Origin of the sequence: Aestuariibacter sp. A3R04, assembly GCF_018860805.1 — a bacterium.
In the GTDB taxonomy this organism is placed as follows: Bacteria; Pseudomonadota; Gammaproteobacteria; order Enterobacterales; family Alteromonadaceae; genus Alteromonas.
Genome location: NZ_JAHKQR010000011.1, coordinates 883,649 through 903,137 on the forward strand (window position 1 = coordinate 883,649; position 19,489 = coordinate 903,137).

Below are 19,489 nucleotides of genomic sequence, written 5' to 3' on the forward strand. Positions count from 1 at the left end.
CCAATATTGGAGTAATGAAAAAAAGATTAAGCAAAGACAGTTTACTCCATTCCCTCACATTGCCAGTGGTCTTTGTGGTTTTACTGTGGGTGATCCAGTCTGCCAGTGTATTATTTGATCTATCTTTGAATACGTTCGGGATAAAACCGCTCACATTGCAGGGCTTGCTGGGTATTTTTACTGCACCATTGGTTCATGGTTCTTATGAACATCTGTTCCACAACACATTGCCACTTATTGTGTTGGGCAGTGCGTTAATTTATGGTTATCCGGTGACGCGGTTAAAGGCACTGGTGTTTTCCTGGCTATTTTCGGGTATTGGTGTGTGGCTAATGGGTAGGCCTGCGGTACACCTAGGTGCTAGTGGAGTAAGCCATGGGCTATTTTTCTATCTGTTTGTGGTGGCCATTATGCGAAGGGACACGCGATCTGTCGGATTGATGATGATTGCTTTCTTTTTATACGGTGGCATGGTCATGACGATTTTCCCCAGAGACCCAGCAATTTCTTATGAAGCGCATTTCTTTGGCGCTCTGGGAGGGGCTATAGCGGCACTGCTTTTTGGCACGCGAGATCCAAAACCAGTTCGCAAACGTTACGCATGGGAGAATACTGATGACCAAGACCCTGTAATTGGTGACCAGTGGCAGGGCGGTGAAGTTAACGCAGAACGACAAGAAAGCGATGGACAACACCATCGCACTTCGCAGCATTAAGTATCGTGAACAATATTACGCCGTTGAATATAGATAACCCGTGCTCCTAGCATAATGGCGGCACTGCTCAAGCCCACAATAAAGCCAATCCAGAACCCTGCAGCAGACAGCGGAGCATCCGTTAACCAGTCTGTGCGGCCGAGAATGACTCCGGTAGGCAGACCAATTAGCCAGTACGCTACAAACGTGATTATCAACATGGCGGTGGTATCTTTATATCCCCGCAGTGCGTTGGCAGAAAGTACTTGTATAGAGTCAGAAAACTGAAACAAGGCAGCATAGATAAGCAATGAATTGGCCAGTGCATAAACGGCGGCGTCCTTGGTATACAGCGAGATAATGGCACTTTTCGCAAGTACAGTGAATGTGGCGGTCAGTGACGCTACAATCACACCGATGAGAATACCACTTTTTACTACAGTTCGCGCCTGTGCTGGCTTGACCTGTCCTATGCGGTAGCCCACACGAATAGATAGTGCCATTCCCAGGCTAAGGGGGAACATAAACATGATGGCACTGAAGTTCAGTGCCACCTGATGTGCCGCAACCGTGTTGGCTCCAAAAGGAGCAAGAAGCAACGCTACGACAGCGAATAAGGTTACTTCAAAGAGCAGTGTCATGGCTACGGGAAAACCCAGTCGCAGGGTGAGCCATATTTGTTTTAGGTCAGGTCTGTAAATTCGGGTGAAGAGATGATATCGCTGCAAACGCTTGGCACGACTGACATAAATAACAGACGCAACCAGCATAGTGTAAATCACCAAAGTGGTTGCAATACCACAACCTGCTCCACCAAAAGCCGGGATGGGGCCTAAACCATAAATGAATACATAGTTACCCAACACGTTGAACAGCAGCCCAATTAAGGTGATAATCATCGTAGGTTTTGTCGTACCCAAACCCTCGCAGTAGTTTCTCAGCCACTGATAAAGGGCAAAACCGGGCATGGATAACAGGACGAAACGCACGTAATCAACGGTAATGACATATAAGTGTGCATCCATGGGAAATAGGGCAACCAGAGCCTGTGTAACTGGCCACAGCAGTGTAATTACAATACTTATTGATAGCAGAAGATAGCCAGCTTGTTGCGCTGCACTGGCAACGCGTTGAACGTCGCCTTTGCCGTGCAGCCTCGATAGAATAGGCGGCATGGCAAGTGCCAAGCCTTGAATGAAACACTGCAGAGGCACGATAATACTGAAACCCAATGCGACAGAGGCCATATCCACCGCGCTGTAGTGACCGGCCATGATGGTATCGATAACCCCCATGAGCATTTGGGTAACTTGTGCAATCAATAAAGGCCAAGCGAGTGATAATAATCGTCGGCTTTCTAAAAGAAATCGCGGAGAAAATACTGCGCTCATTGGCCAGCCCAATGGTCATTTAAGCGCAAAGGCTGCACTAAAACAGTATCCCCTGCTTTTACTTCACTGACTTCGGCGGGTAAAACAAGATAGCAGTTTGCATTGGTTATACTGGTCATTACACCTGAGCTTTGCTTTGAAAGGGGCGCTACGCACCATTGCTGATCGCTATCCTGGTACATCCTGGCACGAAGAAACTCCTGTCTTCCCTTGCGGCGCTTAATATCCTGCTGTAGGCGGGCGGTGAGTGTTAGCGTGGTAGTATTGTGTTGGGTTGCAATCCCGGCCATGCGGCGAATAATGGGCAATACTAATTGCTGTGCAGTTACAAATGCCGAAACCGGGTTTCCCGGGAGACCACAGAACACTGTTGAGCTCAATTTGCCAAAGGCAAAAGGTTTACCAGGTTTAATGGCAACCTTCCAAAAGTTTATTTCTCCGAGCTGAGCCACTAACTCTTTAACAAAATCGGCGTCGCCTACCGATACTCCACCGCTACTTATGAGTAAATCCTGCTCTTTTGACGCCTTTGTTAAGATATCGGATAGTGCTTTCTTGTCGTCTGCTACAATACCGTAATCGGTTATGGTAACCGGCAATTGCGCGAGAAGGGCACGGGTGCCTATTCTATTAGATTCGTATATCTGACCGCTAGACAGCGTATTTCCAGGCTCAACAAGTTCATCACCCGTCGCCAGTATGCCTACTTTCAGGGGGCGGGTTACGGTGACGTGACTAATCCCCATTGAATGCAGCAATACCAGGTGAGCGGCGTTAAGCGCTGTGCCTTTTGTTATTACTGTTGAACCCATTTCAATATCAGCGCCAGACCGTCGAATATTTTCCCCCACCAACGCCGGTTTCGCAATGACTACTTGTGTCGCGTCCCTGACGGTGTTTTCCTGCATGACAACACTATCGGCACCAGGGGGAATGAGAGCACCTGTCATTATTCTTATCGCTGTACCTTTTTCTTGTTTCTTGTCAGGGCGCGACATACCAGCAAACTGTTCTGCAACCACGGTTAGTGGCGACGGTGACTGAGTGTCACTGGCATAAACGGCATAGCCGTCCATGGCAGAGTTGTCTGCTGGTGGGACGTTTACCGGTGAAATGAGATCGTCGGCCAATACAAAACCCAGTGACGATGCAACTGGTAAAGAAACTGTCTCGTCAAGTGGCGAGACGTTAGACAGGGAAAACGCAAGGGCGTCGTCTAGCGACAGCCATGGAGAAGGTGTTTGGGCCATACCGCATTTACTCAGGCTACAAAATGCAGATTATGGCCCATTGGTGGCACAAAACCAACTCGTGCTTTACTATTCAAAATCCATATTGCTGATCCAAACCGTCTGATATGGCTTCAACTGCAAAAAGCCAGCTACGTCACTTAACTCTTCGCGGGTGATAAGATCCAGCCAGGCATCTGTTCCAATGAGATTAATACTCGACAGTAAGATGGATTGCTCTTTATCGGTAATGTTACTGATACAGAAAACGCTTTGTTTTCTGTCGAGACTTTGTCGCCAGTAACCGAACATTTCATCGCCAAGTTGCAAGGTGAATTGTGTCGCATTGGGGTGAAATGCAGGCTGTGCTTTTCTTATGCGAATTAACTGCGATATGCGCGTTAGTACTTTGTGATGCTGTGAATAGGGGGAATCTAACAAAGCTTCGAGTTCTTCAAAGTTCCAGCGGTGCCGGTTTATGGAACGGTTTTGCCCGGTGTTTGCAACTTTTTCATAGTCGTTACTGGTTCCCAGCAGGCTGTGGATGTAAAGCCCTGGGATCCCTTCCATTCCCAACATAATTGCGTGTGCACAAATAAAGCGGTCAACTTGCCAGCGATCCGGGCCACCAACAGTACCCTGAAGTGCGTCAAAAAGCGTAATGTTGATTTCGTATGGCTTCTGCTGTCCGTGGGCTGAAGCACGCCATGACACTTTACCGCCGAAATTTTGCATGGTATGGACCAGTGTGGATATCTCTTCTTCGTCGAGGAGTCCCTCCGCCGGTCGCAGGCCTATGCCATCGTGGGAGGCAATAAAGTTAAAGTAAGTAGTGCCATTTTGCGCTGGGGGCATACTCATCATCCAGTTTTTAAGATAAGTACAATTCCCTGTGACGAGCGTATTAACCAATAAAGGAGGCAACGAAAAATTATAGATGGCATGGGCTTCGTTGGCATTGCCGAAATAGGTCAGATTCTCCCGGTTGGGTATATTTGTTTCAGTAATAATGATGACACTGGGGTCAGCGTGCTCAATTAGGGTACGAAGAAGTCTTATAACTTCGTGGGTCTGAAATAGGTTGATACAACTGGTGCCAACGATTTTCCATAGGAATGCAACAGCATCGAGTCGGAATAGTTTAGCCCCTTTGTCGAGGTAGAGCCTGATAATTTCAACAAATGCCTCAAGCACTTTGGGGTTTCTGAAATCAAAATCTACCTGGTCATGACTAAAGGTACACCACACGTGTTGAGTGCCACTTGCCGTTTCCGTTTCTCTTAACAACGGAGAAACCCTGGGTCGGGTAACCATGGAAAGATCTTCACCAGGATCGGCTGTGAAGAAAAAATCCCGACCGGGATCTTCGCCTTTTTGGAAATTCTGAAACCATGCACTTCTGGCTGAGCAGTGGTTAATTACCAGGTCGAACATAAGCCCATAGTCTTGCGCGAGACGCTCAATATCTGTCCAGTCACCGAGTGATTCGTTTACACTGGAGTAGTCGATTACAGAAAAACCATCGTCCGAACTGTAAGGAAAAAAGGGCAACATATGCACTTTATTGATGGTATTTTTACAATAGGTATGCAAAAAGCGGTTGAGGGTGAACAGGGGTTTTTCGCCCTCGCTAATCACGCTATCACCATAGGTTATCATGATGATATCGTCTTCATCCCATTGGTTGGCATGAGGAGACGGAGTGGTGATATCATCATCACTGTGTAACCCCATAGTAGCCAACAACTGTGACGCGAGATCGCCTATGCCGATATCAAGAGTGATATCGGCATAAATGGCTTGCAGATGATGACTTACTTTTTCGTGTAAGAGATCCCAGTTTGTACTCATTCTTTACCCTAGTAATTCTGCGGTGTCTGCTTCAACTGCCTCAAGCAGGCGGTCGAGAATGTCCGGAACGGCACTTGTGACTCTGTTCCAGCTTGGTATAAATGGCGTTTCCATTGGATTTTCGAGGAAGTTTGTGCCGGCTTTCATAATATTACTGGCAAAAAGTTCCACTGCCTTTTCTTCGTTGTGAATATCCAGCGTCAGCCCGTTCATGACTGCATCATTGTGATAAGTCTCAACAAAATCTAGTGCGATGCGATAGTACGTGGCTTTAATCGAGCGAAACATTTCATTGCTAAAAGTAAAGCCCTGGGTGGCCAACTTGCGGAATAACGCCTTGGTAATATCAATGGACATCTTTGACAGGCCACCTTGATCGTTGTTGAACGAAAGGTCCTGATGTTTGTGGTCGTAGATGTCAGCAATATCGGCCTGACAGAGTCTGTTGTGGTTGTAGTTGCGGTGCATTTCTGAAAGCACGCCTACTTCAAGCCCCCAGTCACTGGGTATGCGAATATCGTTGAGTACATCGCGACGGAATGAAAATTCGCCGGCCAGGGGATAGCGGAAACTGTCCATGTATTCGAGATATTCGTGGTCACCCAATGTACGTTTCAGCGCCCGCAATAGCGGTGTGACCAATAGTCTTGACACGCGGCCGTTTATCTTTCCATTCGCCACACGGGCGTAATATCCTTTACAGAACTCATAATTAAACTGGGGATGGGCCACAGGATAAATAAGCCTGGCCAGGAGGTCCCGTTTATACGTAACGATGTCACAGTCGTGTAATGCAACAGATTCTGCGCGATTTGACGCGAGAATATACCCCATGCAATACCAGACATTGCGACCTTTCCCCATCTCTTTGGGGGCCAAATTCAATGCTGATAGCTCGTCGTCAAGCGCTTTGAGACGTGGGCCATCGTTCCACAGTACGCGGTGGTGTTGAGGAAGCTTATTGAAAAACGTGAGTGCTGACTGATATTGTGCTTTGTCGGCCCGATCAAGACCAATGACTATTTCTGATAAGTACGGAACTCGCGTGAGTTCTTCAACGATGTTTGGCAATGCCTCTCCCTCTAGTTCGGAATAAAGGGATGGCAGAATAAGCGCCATAGGTCGTTTTTGAGAGAAACGTAGCAGCTCTGCTTCGAGCTCTTCTGTCGGACGTCTTGAAAGGTTGTGTAGCGTCGTCACAACGCCATTTTGATAAAAATCGGCCATAAATTCTCCATGTCCTATTTAAAAAGTAATTGGGTCAGTACTTCCGTCCAGCCCTCTGGGCCACAACGGGTGCTGGTATATACGTTTTCTTGTTTTTCTATTTCGGGGGGCGCGTGGGCTGGCGATGCAATACGCACGGCTACATCGGCAGCTTCCAGCATGGCGATATCGTTCTTGCCATCGCCAAGGGCGATGCTGGTTACCGGAATTTCATGTTGTCGGATCCATTCTTCAACCAGCCATTGCAATGCAAACCCTTTGTTACAATCGCCGGAAATGTGGATAAAGCGCCCGCCTTCCAAGGGATAGGCGCCTCGGTCCTTGACCGATTTTATAAATATTTGCTTTCTTTCCTCTGAGCCTGTCCACAATACCGGCTCACCGAATTGCCGTTGTGCTGCACGGCTGGCTTCAGCTTCTTTCAGTCCAGTCGCTTCGCAGATTTCATCAACTGACATCTCACTGAAATGCGTAAACTCGTCGGCAAAATCTGGTTTTATTTTTTCCAATAGTTTGAGCCAGTACTGTTTAGTGGATGTAAACGATTTGCACCAAAAACCATCCTGCCACACGGTGCCTGAGGGTTTTCTGTTAAAAAAACCGTGTGGAATATACACTGCGGCCCCGTTTTCTACGATGAACGGCCCGTTTAATGCTATCTTTTTACGCAATTCGAGCAGTTCTATAAAAGTTTTACTGGTGGTGGGAACCACAGGGATGTGGCTCTCTTTTAAACGGACAAGAGTGGGGATCGCGGCGTCAAAGCTATAAGTATGGTGGTCCAGTAATGTTCCGTCCATATCGGTAAAAATGATAATTTGTTGCTCTATCATTCGCTGGTCCTGATTACGTTGAAAATATTTCTGTGCTCGTCCAGCTCAAATACACGGTTGCAACGTTTTGGCAATGTGCGAAAAGCGTGCTCAGTCAACCGCTGATAGTGCTGGATGAAGCGCAGGATCTGTTCATCTGACATTAATCCTTTGCCATTATGGCAGGTTTGTGTGGCAAGTTTGTGTTCTTGTTCGCACCGCCACTGATAAACGCAATCAAAAGATGGCCCTTTCAGCATGAACCAGTAATCCATTTCGTCAAATAATGGTTGGTAGGTATTGGCGAGTTGTTCGTTCACATAGCGACGCCACCGCCCGTTACTGTCTTCGTCAGCTTCCAATTTATTCACCGGCGCAAGGAGTGCATCTTCTGTTTGTGGTGCCACACCCCAACACCATCCTTCCACTAACACAATATCAGGCGTCTGCAGCACTACTGGCCAAGCCTGTTGATCAAAGGGGTTGTCCGTCGATTTATTGAAGCGGGGAAGGGCAACGGATTCTCCTTGCTTTAAGGCACGGAAAGTCTGTGCTGCCAACGCGGTATCGTGTGTGCCGGGTACACCCCGGGTAGCAAAAAGCGGGTGAATGGCTTGCGCCAGAGATTGCCGTTGCTGTTGAGACAGGTAAAAATCGTCCAGAGAAACGGTAACGGCATCTAGCCCACAACGAGAAAAATAGTAGACGAGAAAAGCACATACCGTGGATTTTCCCGAACCTTGGCAACCATTTACACCCACAAAAAAGGGCTGTCTGGCACCATTTTGGTGCGCTGCGATTTCTTCCGCCAGCGGAATGAACCATTGTTGTGCAATGTGTTGGTAACTGTCAGGTAATTGCTGTTCTGTCAGAAAGCCTTTGATATCCATGATACTACCTGGTTGACGTGCTAAATTGCACACTTACTCTTACGTAGTATCTACAACAATTATGCCAACACAGGTCAATTAATTGCGTAAAAAAATTACCGCTTGGTCGCTACGATAACTGCTCGTTGTGGTGCAGGGTAGCCTTCAATGGTTTTTGTATTGTCTTCGGGATTGAGAAAATCCGCCAGAGACTGGGATGTCATCCATGGTGTAGTGCGCTGTTCTTTTACTGTTGTGACATTAATGTCTGCTACGACAATGTTGATAAAACCGAGACGCGACAACCATCGCTTCAGTGCTTCGACACTTGGCAGAAACCACACATTTCGCATTTGAGCGTAACGTTCGCCAGCCATAAGTACGGTGTGTTCATCACCGTCTACTACAAGTGTTTCTAAAACGAGTTCACCGCCTTTGCGCAATTGGTCTCTTAGTTGGGTTAAGAAAAGTAACGGATCTTTACGGTGGTAGAGTACGCCCATTGAAAAAACCGTATCAAAGGCCTGCAATGCGGGCATTTGTTCGATGCCCACGGGTAAGAAATGAATTGCTTCAGAGGCATAGAAATGCTTAATAGCCTGAAATTGAATTAAAAATAACTGTGATGGATCAATGCCATAAACACTGTGTGCATTTTCGCCCAGCATTCGCCACATGTGATAGCCACTTCCACACCCAACATCTAATACCTGACGATTGGCCAACGGTGAGATGTGCGGCAATACCCGTTCCCATTTCCAATCAGATCGCCATTCGGTGTCCAAATGAATACCGTGAATATAAAACGGGCCTTTTCGCCAAGGCATAAACTGTCTTAACAGGCCTTCAATTTGTTTGCGTTCATAATCTGAAATATCTCCCTCTTTACCAATGCGAACCTGGTTTATCAGGTCTGTCTCGGAGGGCGTTGTTGAGGGCAGTTTTGCTACCAATCTACACCACTTGTCGAACTCGCCATGGAGGTCGTGCTTCGCCCAGTGGGCCAATTGTGCTGGCAATGTTTCCAACCAATGAGCGACGGGACCTTGAAGCATGCGTTGATAGCTGGCGTTAAACCAACTTTGTGCGAGTTTATTCATGTTTTACTCTTGAGTGTCTGCTGTTTTAACGGCGATTATGGAGCTAAAATTGTAGCACTTGAACCACATTACAACGTCGGCGAAACCGACTTCTCGCAATCGCGATTCGTGGGTAGCAAACGTGTCAGTTAACATTACATTCTCAAGTGCTGCTCGCTTCTGACTGACTTCCAATTCGCTGTAGCCATTGTTGCGTTTGAACTGGTGATGTAAATCTACCAATAGGCGATTACCTTGTTCACTGGGATGCTGTATTTTTTCTGATAATAATAAGATTCCACCGGGGTTAAGGCCGTCGTAAATTTTTTTGAGCATAGCTAAGCGGTTGTTGGGCGGCAAAAATTGCAGTGTGAAATTCATCACTACCATGGACGCATGAGAGATGGTTGATTCAAGAATAGATTCACAGTGTAGGGTCACAGGATTTGGCAAGTGAAAGCTTTTCACCTTGCGTGCACAGCGTTCAATCATAGGTTCAGAGTTGTCGATTCCAATGATTTCACAGTCAACGTGCTCTGAATTTCTCGCCATTGCCAGGCTAGCTGCGCCCAGTGAGCAACCTAAGTCATAAGCGCGAGAGCCATCTGTAATATAGGATTTGGCAAGTTCACCAATAGTGTGCAGAATCGTTTGATAGCCTGGAACCGAGCGCTGTATCATGTCCGGAAAGACATCCGCAACTTGCTCGTCAAATTGAAAATCACTCACCTGGCTCATCGGTGAAGCAAATAGATTGTCTGACTTGTGCAAAGAAATCACCACAACATAATAACTAAAGGGCGGCAATTTTACTCAATAGCGCATGTTTTTACACACCTAAAGAAAAATTTTTGTCATAATGAGATGAGTATGGGCTTTTTATCTTACAAACATTAGTCTAAAGTATTACTTTACGGATTAAAATTATATCAATCAGGGCGAGCAAGCACAGTATGACGCGTATTTTAGTAGCAGATGATCATCCTTTATTCAGAGAAGCATTGAGTGCAGCTTTGGAACCCCATTTTGAGGATGCAGAAATAATTGAAGCTGACAGTCTTGAATCGACGCTGGTAGTATTGAACGAAAATCACCATATTGATCTTCTTCTGCTCGATTTAAACATGCCAGGTGGTGAATATTTTAATGGTTTGATCTCCGTTAAAGATGTGTACCCTGACCTACCTGTCGCGGTTATTTCCGCTAATGAGAGCATTGAAGTGGTTGCCCAGGTCATGGGGCTGGGAGCTCAAGGCTTCATTCCGAAATCGGCACCTACTTCACAAATCGCGCAAGCTATCGTTACGATTAAAAATGGCGATACCTGGGTACCGGAAGAGATGAAAGCAGAGCTGGAAAATGTCGATGAAGAAATGGCGCTGCTGCTTAAGCGTTTCCGTGAACTCACGCCGAAGCAAATTCAGGTATTGTCATATTTGCGAGCCGGGCTAATGAATAAACAAATTGCCCACGAGATGAATGTTACTGAAGCGACTATTAAAGCGCATATCAGCGCCATCCTCAGAAAGCTTGAAATTAATACTCGTACTCAAGCCGTGTTGCTGATGGATAAACTTCAGTTTAATTAATACTGAGACTTAGGCCACCCAAACGCGTCGCATTGCGCGTAACTGTGTGTTTGCTACCTTTTAGAAAAATGAAAAGCCACATGAAAAAGTGGCTTTTTTAAATTAGGGTATTGAAAATACTCAGTTTATTTAGACTGGATTTTTGCTACCAATTCTTCGTGATCAAAATCATCCACGTTAATCGTACGCAGACGTCCTGCTTCTGTTTCTCTGAGTAGTGTCGCTTCTTCTTCGTCTATCCAGCCATTTTCAAGTGCTTCATCGGCCAGTTTATCTAACTGTGTGAACGACAGTTTGGCTTTTTTCTTCTCACAGATACGTTCGAAGATAGGATCAGCCGCAATAACGTTGTCCAGCGTTTGCTCCAAATCACCAAATAAATTACCTTCTTCCCTTGTCAGGTATTGTCCATCGCCCAGACGGGAACGGGCCGTGCCGGGGGTTTGTAAGAGCGTGGCGATCTTGTGTTCAAGACTGTCATCTGGGCGTTTACAACGGCGTCCAAAGGGCATGGTCAACGCTTTCAGTGCAAATCCCATAGCCTTATTTGGGAAGTTGGACAAAAAATTATCCAGCGCTTCTTCAATATCAAACAACGTATTTTGCATTGCCCAGTGCATGAGTGGCGCATCCTCCTGTAGACGTCCATCTTCGTCGTAGCGTTTTAGGGTTGCACTGGCAAGGTACAGACCACTTAAGATATCGCCCAATCTGGCAGACAGGCGCTCTTTGCGTTTCAGTTCTCCTCCTAACATACCCATGGATATATCTGTTAAGAAAGCTAAATTAGCGCTATAGCCCTGTAATAGTTGATAGTAGCGACGTGTCTCGTCATTGAACGGTGTACTGTGAAAAATACCGCCGGTGAGCGAGAACCAAAACGACCGTACTTTATTGGCAATGGCAAAGCCAATATGACCAAATACTGCTTTGTCGAACGCGTCCAGTTGTGCGTTTTTATCCTCGATAGCAGCAGCCTGAATTTCAGACAGTACATAGGGGTGACAACGCATGGCACCCTGACCGAAGATCATCATATTACGGGTAAGGATGTTTGCGCCTTCAACGGTGATAGAAATAGGGGCACCTTGGTAACCCCTACCCAGGTAATTGTTTGGCCCTAGCATGATACCCTTGCCGCCATGAACGTCCATGGCATCGTTGATTACCTGGCGCATTTTTTCCGTTAGATGGTACTTGCTAATGGCCGAAATGACAGAAGGTTTTTCCCCCAAATCAACACCGACAGTAGAAAAACGGGTAACTGCATCCATGAGGTAGGCATTGCCACCAATCCTGGCCAGCATTTCTTCAACCCCTTCCATTTTTCCTACCGGTATGCGGAACTGACGACGGATACGGGCGTAAGCACCTGTGGCGAGTGCCACGGTTTTCGCACCGCCAGCGCCGGTTGAGGGCAGGGTAATACAGCGACCAACTGATAAACACTCCATTAGCATACGCCAGCCTTTACCGGCCATTTGCGGCCCGCCGATAATGAAGTCCAAGGGGACGAACACATCTTCACCACGGATTGGGCCGTTTTGAAATGGGGTGTTTAAGGGAAGATGGCGACGACCAATTTCCATTCCTTTAGTGTCTCTTGGTATAAGCGCACAGGTGATGCCTAACTGTTCTTTCCCCCCTAATAATCCGTCGGGATCTTCTAGTTTAAAAGCCAGACCTACAACAGTGGCAATGGGGGCCAGAGTAATGTAGCGTTTATTAAATGTAAGGCGCATCCCCAGCACTTCTTTGCCTTCCCATTGACCTTTGCAGACAATACCTACATCGGGGATAGCTCCAGCATCTGAACCCGCTTCAGGTCCGGTCAAGGCAAAGCAAGGCACCTCGTCTCCCTTCGCCAAGCGGGGCAGGTAGTAGTCTTGCTGCTCTGCAGTACCATAATGTTGCAGTAATTCGCCTGGACCGAGCGAATTAGGCACGCCGACGGTACTGGACAACACTGCCGAACACCCGGCTAATTTTTGCAATACTCTGGATTGAGCGTACGCTGAGAACTCAAGACCGCCGTATTTCTTTTTAATAATCATGGCGAAAAACTTGTTGTCTTTCAAAAACTGCCATATTTCAGGAGACAGGTCAGCGTCCTGATGATTGATTTGCCATTCGTCAACCATGGCACAAACCTGATCTACCGGCCCATCGAGAAATGCTTGTTCCTCTGCAGTCAATCTGCCTTTGGGGATTGTATGTAGCTTGTTCCAGTCGGGTTTGCCTGAAAACAGTTCCCCGTCCCACCACACTGTACCGGCGTCAATCGCTTCTTGTTCTGTGGAAGACATTTCAGGGCTGACCTTTTTATAAAATTTAAGTAGCGGCCTGGTGAGGTAGGTTTTGCGGATATTTTCCATAGACAGAGGAATCGCAGCCGCTAGAAACAGCAGCCACGCGAGGAAGCCTACTTCGCCAAACAAGGTGCCTAAAACCATCACAGCGGCCAGAAGCCAAACCGTATTTGACAAATTCATGCGTTTGTAAGCAGCAATGCAACCCGCTACCACAAAAATGAGAAAACAGAGTAATTCACCCATACTTAGCTCCTGAACAGTGTGAAACGATAAAATCGATGGCCTTGAACCTTGAGGTCAGACCAGCATAATGATGCTAAAGCTAAATGCTTGTTAACAAAAGGTCAAGAAAGGATACGTAGAAAACCAAAATTAGTGTATACCGCACAATAAATCCAGCGCCATACCCACTAGAGGGTTTGATACGACAAAAGCCGTATGTCACCTTGTTCCTCACCGTCCTTAAATTGCTGTAGCCTTACCAGGTTGTAATTGAGTGAAGGAGCAAACCAGGCGAAGGTTTCCCGGCTACTATTTTGTCGAATGAGTTTTACCTTAATGGTGTTTAACTTACCGTAAGGCAGGGATAGTGTGGCTTTTCCCATTACTTCTATGCCATAGGATTTTTTTTCACCGCGGTAATTGATAAAGTCATAAGCCGCGCTGTCTGCACCTGATGCCAATTGCTTGGCCAAGTCTAACCGGTAGAGTTGATTGTCTGTTTCACCCTGCCAAACCACAGTTTCGCTGTCTGAAATTTCAATGTGCTTGTTCGGGCGAGTAGAAAACTTAACTTCCAGATTTTTGTCTGGCCCCGTGCCTTCGCGTCTATAGAAGTATTGATATGGTGTAATGCTGCCATCTTCATAAAAGAAAATTGAATGCTCAAAGCGTTCATCAGACAAAAAGAACTTGGATACTTTCGATGCATAAGTAAGCGAATACTGATTTTTCGCGAGGGGAGTGAGTTTGATAGTGACAGAGCCCACATCATCGTTCCATTTGTATGCGGTGTATTTGGCTTCAAAGGGGATCAGTGTGAATCCGCTATGGGCGCTGGTGGGACCGCTTACGAGAAGCAGACCCAAATACAAGCCGATTAATTGCCCAAGGCGTTTAATCGTTGGCATAACCTTCTGTGGGAAGAATTTTTTCATCAAGTACAGCCTTGTTGTCTTTCATGCTGAGACGGCCGGCGACAAACCATTGCAATACCAGCGGATAGATCTGTCGCTCCTGCTCCTGCACCCGCGCTGCGAGCTCATCCGGTGTATCTTCTGCAAAAACCGGTACGCGACTTTGAATGATGACCGGACCACCATCTAATTCAGGAGTGACAAAGTGTACACTGACACCGTGTTCTTTATCACCGTTTTCTATCGCGCGTTGGTGGGTGTTTAACCCTTTGTACTTCGGCAACAAAGAAGGGTGAATGTTCAATAATTTGCCCGCGTAGTGATGCACAAAATCGGCGGTGAGAATACGCATGAAACCCGCAAGTACTACACAGTCAGGCGTGTAGGTGTCAATTGTATCTTTCAGTACCATGTCGTATTCATCACGGCTCGCATAATGACTGTGCTCCAGACAAATTGCGGGAATGCCGGCTCGTTCAGCCCTAACCAAACCGTAAGCATTGGCTTTATTGGCGATGACAGCCACAATAGAAGCTTCCAATTGACCCGACTGAATACGGTCAATCATAGCCTGCAGATTAGAACCATTGCCTGAAATCAGAACACAGAGACGAGGCTTTTTTTCACTCATTTAAACGATCTCTACCTGTTCACCGTTACCGCGGGCTTCCACATGGCCCAATACCCAGGCTTTTTCACCTTCTTGCTGCAGAATGGACAATGCTTGTTCAACATCGTCTTCATTCACGACTAAAATCATACCCACACCACAATTGAAAGTGCGATACATTTCATGGGTTTCTACATTGCCGCTTTTCTGTAACCAGTTGAATACGGAAGGCCATTGCCAGCTTTTTTCATTGACCACAACTTTTGCGTCGTCAGGGAGTACGCGCGGAATATTTTCCCAGAATCCACCACCTGTGATGTGAGAAATAGCTTCAACTTTCACCGCGTCTAACAGTGCGAGAACGGATTTAACATAGATTTTAGTTGGTGCTAAGAGATGATCTATCAAGGGGCGACCGTCTAGTTCAACATTCAGGTCCGTCTGACTGACTTCAATGATTTTGCGAACCAGAGAATAACCATTAGAGTGAGGGCCAGAAGCGCCAAGAGCGATAATTTGTTGTCCGGGCTTTACACCCGAACCATCGATTACACTGTCGGCTTCGACCACGCCAACACAGAATCCGGCGATATCATAGTCACCGTCGTGATACATGCCAGGCATCTCAGCGGTTTCACCGCCGATTAGTGCACATCCGGCCTGCTTGCAACCTGAGCCAATACCCGTGACCACGTCTGCAGCTACGTCTACATCCAGCTTGCCCGTGGCGTAATAATCCAGGAAAAACAACGGCTCTGCACCCTGAACAATAAGATCGTTAACACACATGGCGACCAGGTCGATTCCAACGGTATCGTGACGTCCTGCATCCATAGCAACACGCAGTTTTGTCCCTACTCCATCAGTGCCAGATACCAATAATGGCTTCTTGTATTTTGTGGGTAATTCACACAGTGCTCCAAAACCGCCAAGCCCGCCTTTTACTTCGGGGCGACGCGTCCCTTTTGTTACTGACTTTATACGTTCTACAAGCTGGTTACCGGCATCAATATCAACACCTGCGTCTTTATAACTCAATGATGTTTTGTTTTCGCTCACGATCTGGCCCTGAAGGAGTGGTGGAAAAACGCGGATTCTACCAGCAACTCAGGTTAAGTCCAATGTGCTTTTGGGGTGTATTGTCACTCATCTATAATCGATAAAAAAAAGTTTTATATAAATCTAGATGCAAATTTGCGCCAGATAACAGACAATAGCCTTTCCGCTGTAACTATCTTTTTATCACGAGGTAATGGCTGATTTTCATGTGTTTTTTATTTAAAAGCCGGGTAGGTTTAACGACAATGCTGATTGTTCTGCTTTCGTTTGTGTCGTTGGCTCGAGCCAGCTCCACAGTGTCAGTAGCGCAGGGCGTCATTGCCGTAGACGATCAGTCTCAACAGACCCAGCGCGGTGCCGCGAGAGAGGCAATGCGACAGGTTTTCATTAAAATGACCGGCCAGCGGGACATTGTTGATAACCCGGTGGTGAGTCATGTTATTCGCAATCCTCAGGAATATTTGCGCTCTTACCGATTTGAAGCGGACGGAACGAATTTGCTGTATATAGCGGATTTTGATGCTGAAGCCCTAACCAGTTTGTTGAAGCAGGAAAGTTTACCGTTATGGGGCCAGAGACGCCCGGACACTTTGATTTGGCTCGCCCTGGAGAGTGACGATGGACAACGCGTAATCATTGAAGATAGCGCAAGCGATACTGTCAAAGGGCCTATTAAGGCAATCGCGTCTGAACGGGGGGTTCCCGTGGTGTTTCCCCTTATGGATCTGGACGACAACACTCAAATTTCCACCTACGACGTATGGGGGCGTTTTGCAGAACGACTCAAACATGCATCAGTGCGCTATGAACCTGATTTTGTCATAGGTGCCAGACTGTACAAAGTGAAAGCCAACACTATTCCCGATTTTGAGGAAGAAAAGCGTACACAAGAGCAGGCATCAAGAGTGAAATTTGAAAATAATCGCCCCGCGTTTTCGGCCAGTGGTATGCAGGATCTCAGTGACTATCTGGTTGATGATCTCGTAGAAGAGGTGAGCAAGCCAGCATTTTCAAAAGAAGAATTTGTATCAATGAAACAACAGGCCTCAGTAGGCGACTATGCCCTTGACTGGGTAATTATTTCCAAAGACGACGTGCAATTTGGCAGTTTGTACAACTCCGATGAAGAAGCCTTGTTGTCGTCTTTCATACAAGACTACGCCGATTATTTGGGTAGCGAGTTTGCTATTATTCCCACTGGTGAAAACCTGGCGCTAAATGTTATCGAAATTTCAGTGGCAAACATAGACTCTTTGGTGAGCTATGCGCATATGATTGGGTATTTGTCAGAGATGAGTGTGGTAAACCGGGTGACGCTGACCAGACAAGAAGGCTCGGTGGCAACACTCTCACTTTCACTACTGGCTGACACTGCTGATTTTTACAACCTGATTACTCTCGATGAACGTTTTAAACCGCTATCGGATAAATTTGGTCAGCCTAGCCAGGAACTAAATTTTTACTGGAATAACTAAGGCGTTCATGCAACTACCATTGCCCGTGTCATTACCCACTGATGAAACCTTCGCCAGTTTCGTCACGGGAGACAACGGCGCAGTGGTTAGCTTGCTGTCGACATTAGCTGACACAGGTCTGCAATGGCGATCATCACTGGCATTGCGGGTATTGGAAAAAAGTACTTTGCCCGGCGTAATGCTAGTAGGAGGTGCCGGAAAAGGTAAAAGCCATTTGTTATATGCGTTTTGTCATCAACTGGCTGATAAGGACATTGCTCACCTTTATCTCAATTTGGAAAATGCCTTGCAGTGGACAACTGCAGTCTTTGATCATCTCGAGGGATTGCCCTTTCTCTGTCTTGACAATGTACATGCCATTGCCGGAAACGCTTACTGGGAAGAAGCCTTATTCGACTTTATTAATCGTGTCGTTGAACGACAATCCACCGTGTTACTGATGACGTCACGGTTAGGTGCAACACATCCATCCTTTAAATTGGCCGATTTGCGCTCCAGGCTTTCCTGGGGACTCACCTATCAGCTTCAGGCGTTAAACGATGATCTCAGAGCGCGAGTGCTTGCTGCCCGGGCAAGTGAACGGGGGCTCAAGTTTTCTTCTCAAGCCATTCAGTTTCTGCTTCATCATTGCGAACGGGACCTGCCTACCTTGCTGGCTATTCTTGAGCGGCTTGACGCCCGCTCACTGCAAGAACAAAAAAAAGTCTCAGTACGCATGGTGAAGCGGGAACTTGGCCTTGATTAGGCCTTATTTTTCTGCGTTGTTGTCTCCGTCAAAAAACGCTTTCTCTTCTTTCATCTCTTCTTTTAGTTTTTTTAATCCGAGGCCTAATTCCCGGCCACGGAGACGGGCAAACCCTGTACATCCTGTAAACATGGCAGCAGCCAGAATAAGCTCAACTATGGCGTAAGATCGTTCTTGCGGAATGGCGTACAAAACGGTAAATCCATGGATCACATAAAATAATACGACAAAATTTGCCCAGGCGTGGGTATAGGGCTTGCCTGCAACAATGCCCCGTAAAGGCAACAATAAGGGCAACAAATAAAACAGCGTTAAAAAAATCGTTGAATAAACGCGTTCTGTGACAAGCGTAAACTGCCATACCGTAACCCACAACAGGAGCATCACATGTGAAATGAGGGCCAGATAGCGGAGCTTTTTGGTGGTGCCAGACATGGGGGTCATTCAGATTGTCCTGCAAGTTTTTTCGCCAGAGCTGCAAGGCGTACGCCTTGCGCATTGGCCAGCGTTATTTCATCGTCGGTAAGCCGCGCGTCGTTATTTTTTGCAACGTGTGTAGCACCATAAGGACTACCGCCGGATTTGGTGTCGTGAAGGGCCGGTTCACTGTAAGGAATGCCACACATAACCATGCCGTGGTGAAGTAAGGGTAGCATCATACTGATTAAGGTTGATTCCTGACCGCCGTGCAAGCTTGAACTGGAAGTGAATACACAGGCGGGTTTGTCTATAAGCGCTCCTTTTAACCAACTACTGCTGGTGCTGTCCAAGAAGTGTTTTAATGGCGCTGCCATGTTGCCAAAACGAGTAGGACTGCCCAATGCCAGTGCAGCGCAGGAAACTAAATCTTCTTCGCTGACGTACGGGGCCCCAGATTGTGGTACGGCAGATTGCGTTGACAGATAGTCCGGGATGGATGGCACAGTGCGAATACGCGCTTCTAGGCCTTGTTGCTCTACACCTCTGGCCATGGCCTGAGCCAGTTTCTTGGTACTTCCGTGCCGGGAATAGTACAGAATAAGTACATTCTGCATCAGAGAATACCCAATACATTTTCGGGCGGGCGGCCAATCGCAGCTTTATTGTTGTTAATTACTACCGGGCGTTCCATGAGTTTCGGCGTGTCTGCCATGGCAGCAAACAACTGCTCATCCGTTAACGTTTCGTGGTTGTCCTTCAGGGTTTTGAACTCAGGCTCTTTTGTACGCATCATTTCAATGGGTGACACCTGACCAAGTTTTCTTGCCAAGTCTTTAAGCTCTATTACCGATAGTGGATTCTTTAAGTATTCAATAACAACAGGCTCTATTCCCCGGTCGTGCAACAACGCGAGGGTTTGGCGACTTTTTGAGCATCGCGGGTTGTGAAGCATGATCACTTGTTTCATTATGATAATATTCCTTATTGGAT

General features: G+C 46.8%; 19 protein-coding genes. 4 read left to right on the forward strand and 15 right to left on the reverse strand.

Annotation, left to right across the window (positions count from 1 at the left end):
- Positions 1-14 precede the first annotated feature (14 nt).
- Positions 15-716, forward strand: coding sequence for a rhomboid family intramembrane serine protease (locus KO518_RS13295; RefSeq protein WP_216026293.1), 702 nt, complete (start codon positions 15-17; stop codon positions 714-716).
- Here the strand turns inward: KO518_RS13295 and KO518_RS13300 are convergent.
- From KO518_RS13300 to cmoA, 8 genes are all read right to left on the reverse strand, one after another.
- Positions 713-2,086: an MATE family efflux transporter gene (locus KO518_RS13300; RefSeq protein ID WP_216026294.1), complete on the reverse strand. Its 1,374-nt coding sequence runs from the start codon at positions 2,084-2,086 to the stop codon at positions 713-715. The genes KO518_RS13295 and KO518_RS13300 overlap by 4 nt on opposite strands.
- The gene (gene glp, locus KO518_RS13305) at positions 2,083-3,336 is read right to left on the reverse strand and encodes a gephyrin-like molybdotransferase Glp (protein WP_216026295.1); all 1,254 of its coding nucleotides are present in this window, start codon (positions 3,334-3,336) and stop codon (positions 2,083-2,085) included. Before glp ends, KO518_RS13300 begins: the two co-directional genes overlap by 4 nt.
- Positions 3,337-3,405: 69 nt before the next feature.
- Positions 3,406-5,166, reverse strand: a complete 1,761-nt coding sequence (locus tag KO518_RS13310) for a sugar phosphorylase (protein WP_216026296.1) — start codon at positions 5,164-5,166, stop codon at positions 3,406-3,408.
- Positions 5,167-5,169: 3 nt separating this feature from the next.
- On the reverse strand, positions 5,170-6,393 hold the full coding sequence (locus tag KO518_RS13315; RefSeq protein ID WP_216026297.1) for a glycosyl transferase: 1,224 nt from the start codon (positions 6,391-6,393) through the stop codon (positions 5,170-5,172).
- Between the two features lie 14 nt (positions 6,394-6,407).
- Positions 6,408-7,226 carry a mannosyl-3-phosphoglycerate phosphatase gene (locus KO518_RS13320; RefSeq protein ID WP_216026298.1) on the reverse strand — a complete coding sequence of 273 codons (819 nt, stop codon included), beginning with the start codon at positions 7,224-7,226 and terminating at the stop codon, positions 6,408-6,410.
- Positions 7,223-8,095: a kinase gene (locus KO518_RS13325; protein ID WP_216026299.1), complete on the reverse strand. Its 873-nt coding sequence runs from the start codon at positions 8,093-8,095 to the stop codon at positions 7,223-7,225. The genes KO518_RS13320 and KO518_RS13325 overlap by 4 nt, the downstream gene beginning before the upstream one ends.
- A 95-nt stretch (positions 8,096-8,190) precedes the next feature.
- Positions 8,191-9,174 carry a tRNA 5-methoxyuridine(34)/uridine 5-oxyacetic acid(34) synthase CmoB gene (gene cmoB, locus KO518_RS13330; RefSeq protein WP_216026300.1) on the reverse strand — a complete coding sequence of 328 codons (984 nt, stop codon included), beginning with the start codon at positions 9,172-9,174 and terminating at the stop codon, positions 8,191-8,193.
- A 3-nt stretch (positions 9,175-9,177) separates the two neighbouring features.
- Complete coding sequence (cmoA, locus tag KO518_RS13335; RefSeq protein WP_216026301.1) at positions 9,178-9,924, reverse strand: carboxy-S-adenosyl-L-methionine synthase CmoA; 747 nt, start codon at positions 9,922-9,924, stop codon at positions 9,178-9,180.
- A gap of 182 nt (positions 9,925-10,106) precedes the next feature.
- Between cmoA and KO518_RS13340 the strand changes: the two genes are divergently transcribed.
- Positions 10,107-10,742, forward strand: coding sequence for a response regulator transcription factor (locus KO518_RS13340; protein WP_216026302.1), 636 nt, complete (start codon positions 10,107-10,109; stop codon positions 10,740-10,742).
- 125 nt (positions 10,743-10,867) lie between these two features.
- Here the strand turns inward: KO518_RS13340 and fadE are convergent, their stop codons facing one another.
- From fadE to purM, 4 genes are all read right to left on the reverse strand, one after another.
- Complete coding sequence (gene fadE / locus KO518_RS13345; protein WP_216026303.1) at positions 10,868-13,297, reverse strand: acyl-CoA dehydrogenase FadE; 2,430 nt, start codon at positions 13,295-13,297, stop codon at positions 10,868-10,870.
- Positions 13,298-13,464: 167 nt separating this feature from the next.
- Positions 13,465-14,211 carry a DUF3108 domain-containing protein gene (locus KO518_RS13350; protein ID WP_252736116.1) on the reverse strand — a complete coding sequence of 249 codons (747 nt, stop codon included), beginning with the start codon at positions 14,209-14,211 and terminating at the stop codon, positions 13,465-13,467.
- Positions 14,171-14,821 (reverse strand): phosphoribosylglycinamide formyltransferase, encoded by a 651-nt coding sequence (gene purN / locus KO518_RS13355; protein WP_216026304.1) that lies wholly within the window; start codon positions 14,819-14,821, stop codon positions 14,171-14,173. Before purN ends, KO518_RS13350 begins: the two co-directional genes overlap by 41 nt.
- Positions 14,822-15,859: a phosphoribosylformylglycinamidine cyclo-ligase gene (gene purM / locus KO518_RS13360; protein ID WP_216026305.1), complete on the reverse strand. Its 1,038-nt coding sequence runs from the start codon at positions 15,857-15,859 to the stop codon at positions 14,822-14,824.
- Between the two features lie 206 nt (positions 15,860-16,065).
- Here purM and KO518_RS13365 point away from each other — a divergent pair, with 206 nt between their 5' ends.
- On the forward strand, positions 16,066-17,334 hold the full coding sequence (locus KO518_RS13365; protein ID WP_216026306.1) for a DUF2066 domain-containing protein: 1,269 nt from the start codon (positions 16,066-16,068) through the stop codon (positions 17,332-17,334).
- Positions 17,335-17,341: 7 nt separating this feature from the next.
- Positions 17,342-18,079: a DnaA regulatory inactivator Hda gene (hda, locus tag KO518_RS13370; RefSeq protein ID WP_216026307.1), complete on the forward strand. Its 738-nt coding sequence runs from the start codon at positions 17,342-17,344 to the stop codon at positions 18,077-18,079.
- A gap of 3 nt (positions 18,080-18,082) precedes the next feature.
- On the opposite strand, the gene KO518_RS13375 is transcribed toward hda, so the two are convergent.
- From KO518_RS13375 to arsC, 3 genes are read right to left on the reverse strand one after another with little or no spacing between them, the layout of a single operon-like run.
- On the reverse strand, positions 18,083-18,514 hold the full coding sequence (locus KO518_RS13375; protein ID WP_216026905.1) for a DUF2069 domain-containing protein: 432 nt from the start codon (positions 18,512-18,514) through the stop codon (positions 18,083-18,085).
- Positions 18,515-18,519: 5 nt separating this feature from the next.
- On the reverse strand, positions 18,520-19,113 hold the full coding sequence (gene wrbA, locus KO518_RS13380) for an NAD(P)H:quinone oxidoreductase (RefSeq protein WP_216026308.1): 594 nt from the start codon (positions 19,111-19,113) through the stop codon (positions 18,520-18,522).
- Complete coding sequence (gene arsC, locus KO518_RS13385; protein WP_216026309.1) at positions 19,113-19,466, reverse strand: arsenate reductase (glutaredoxin); 354 nt, start codon at positions 19,464-19,466, stop codon at positions 19,113-19,115. Before arsC ends, wrbA begins: the two co-directional genes overlap by 1 nt.
- Positions 19,467-19,489: the final 23 nt, after the last annotated feature.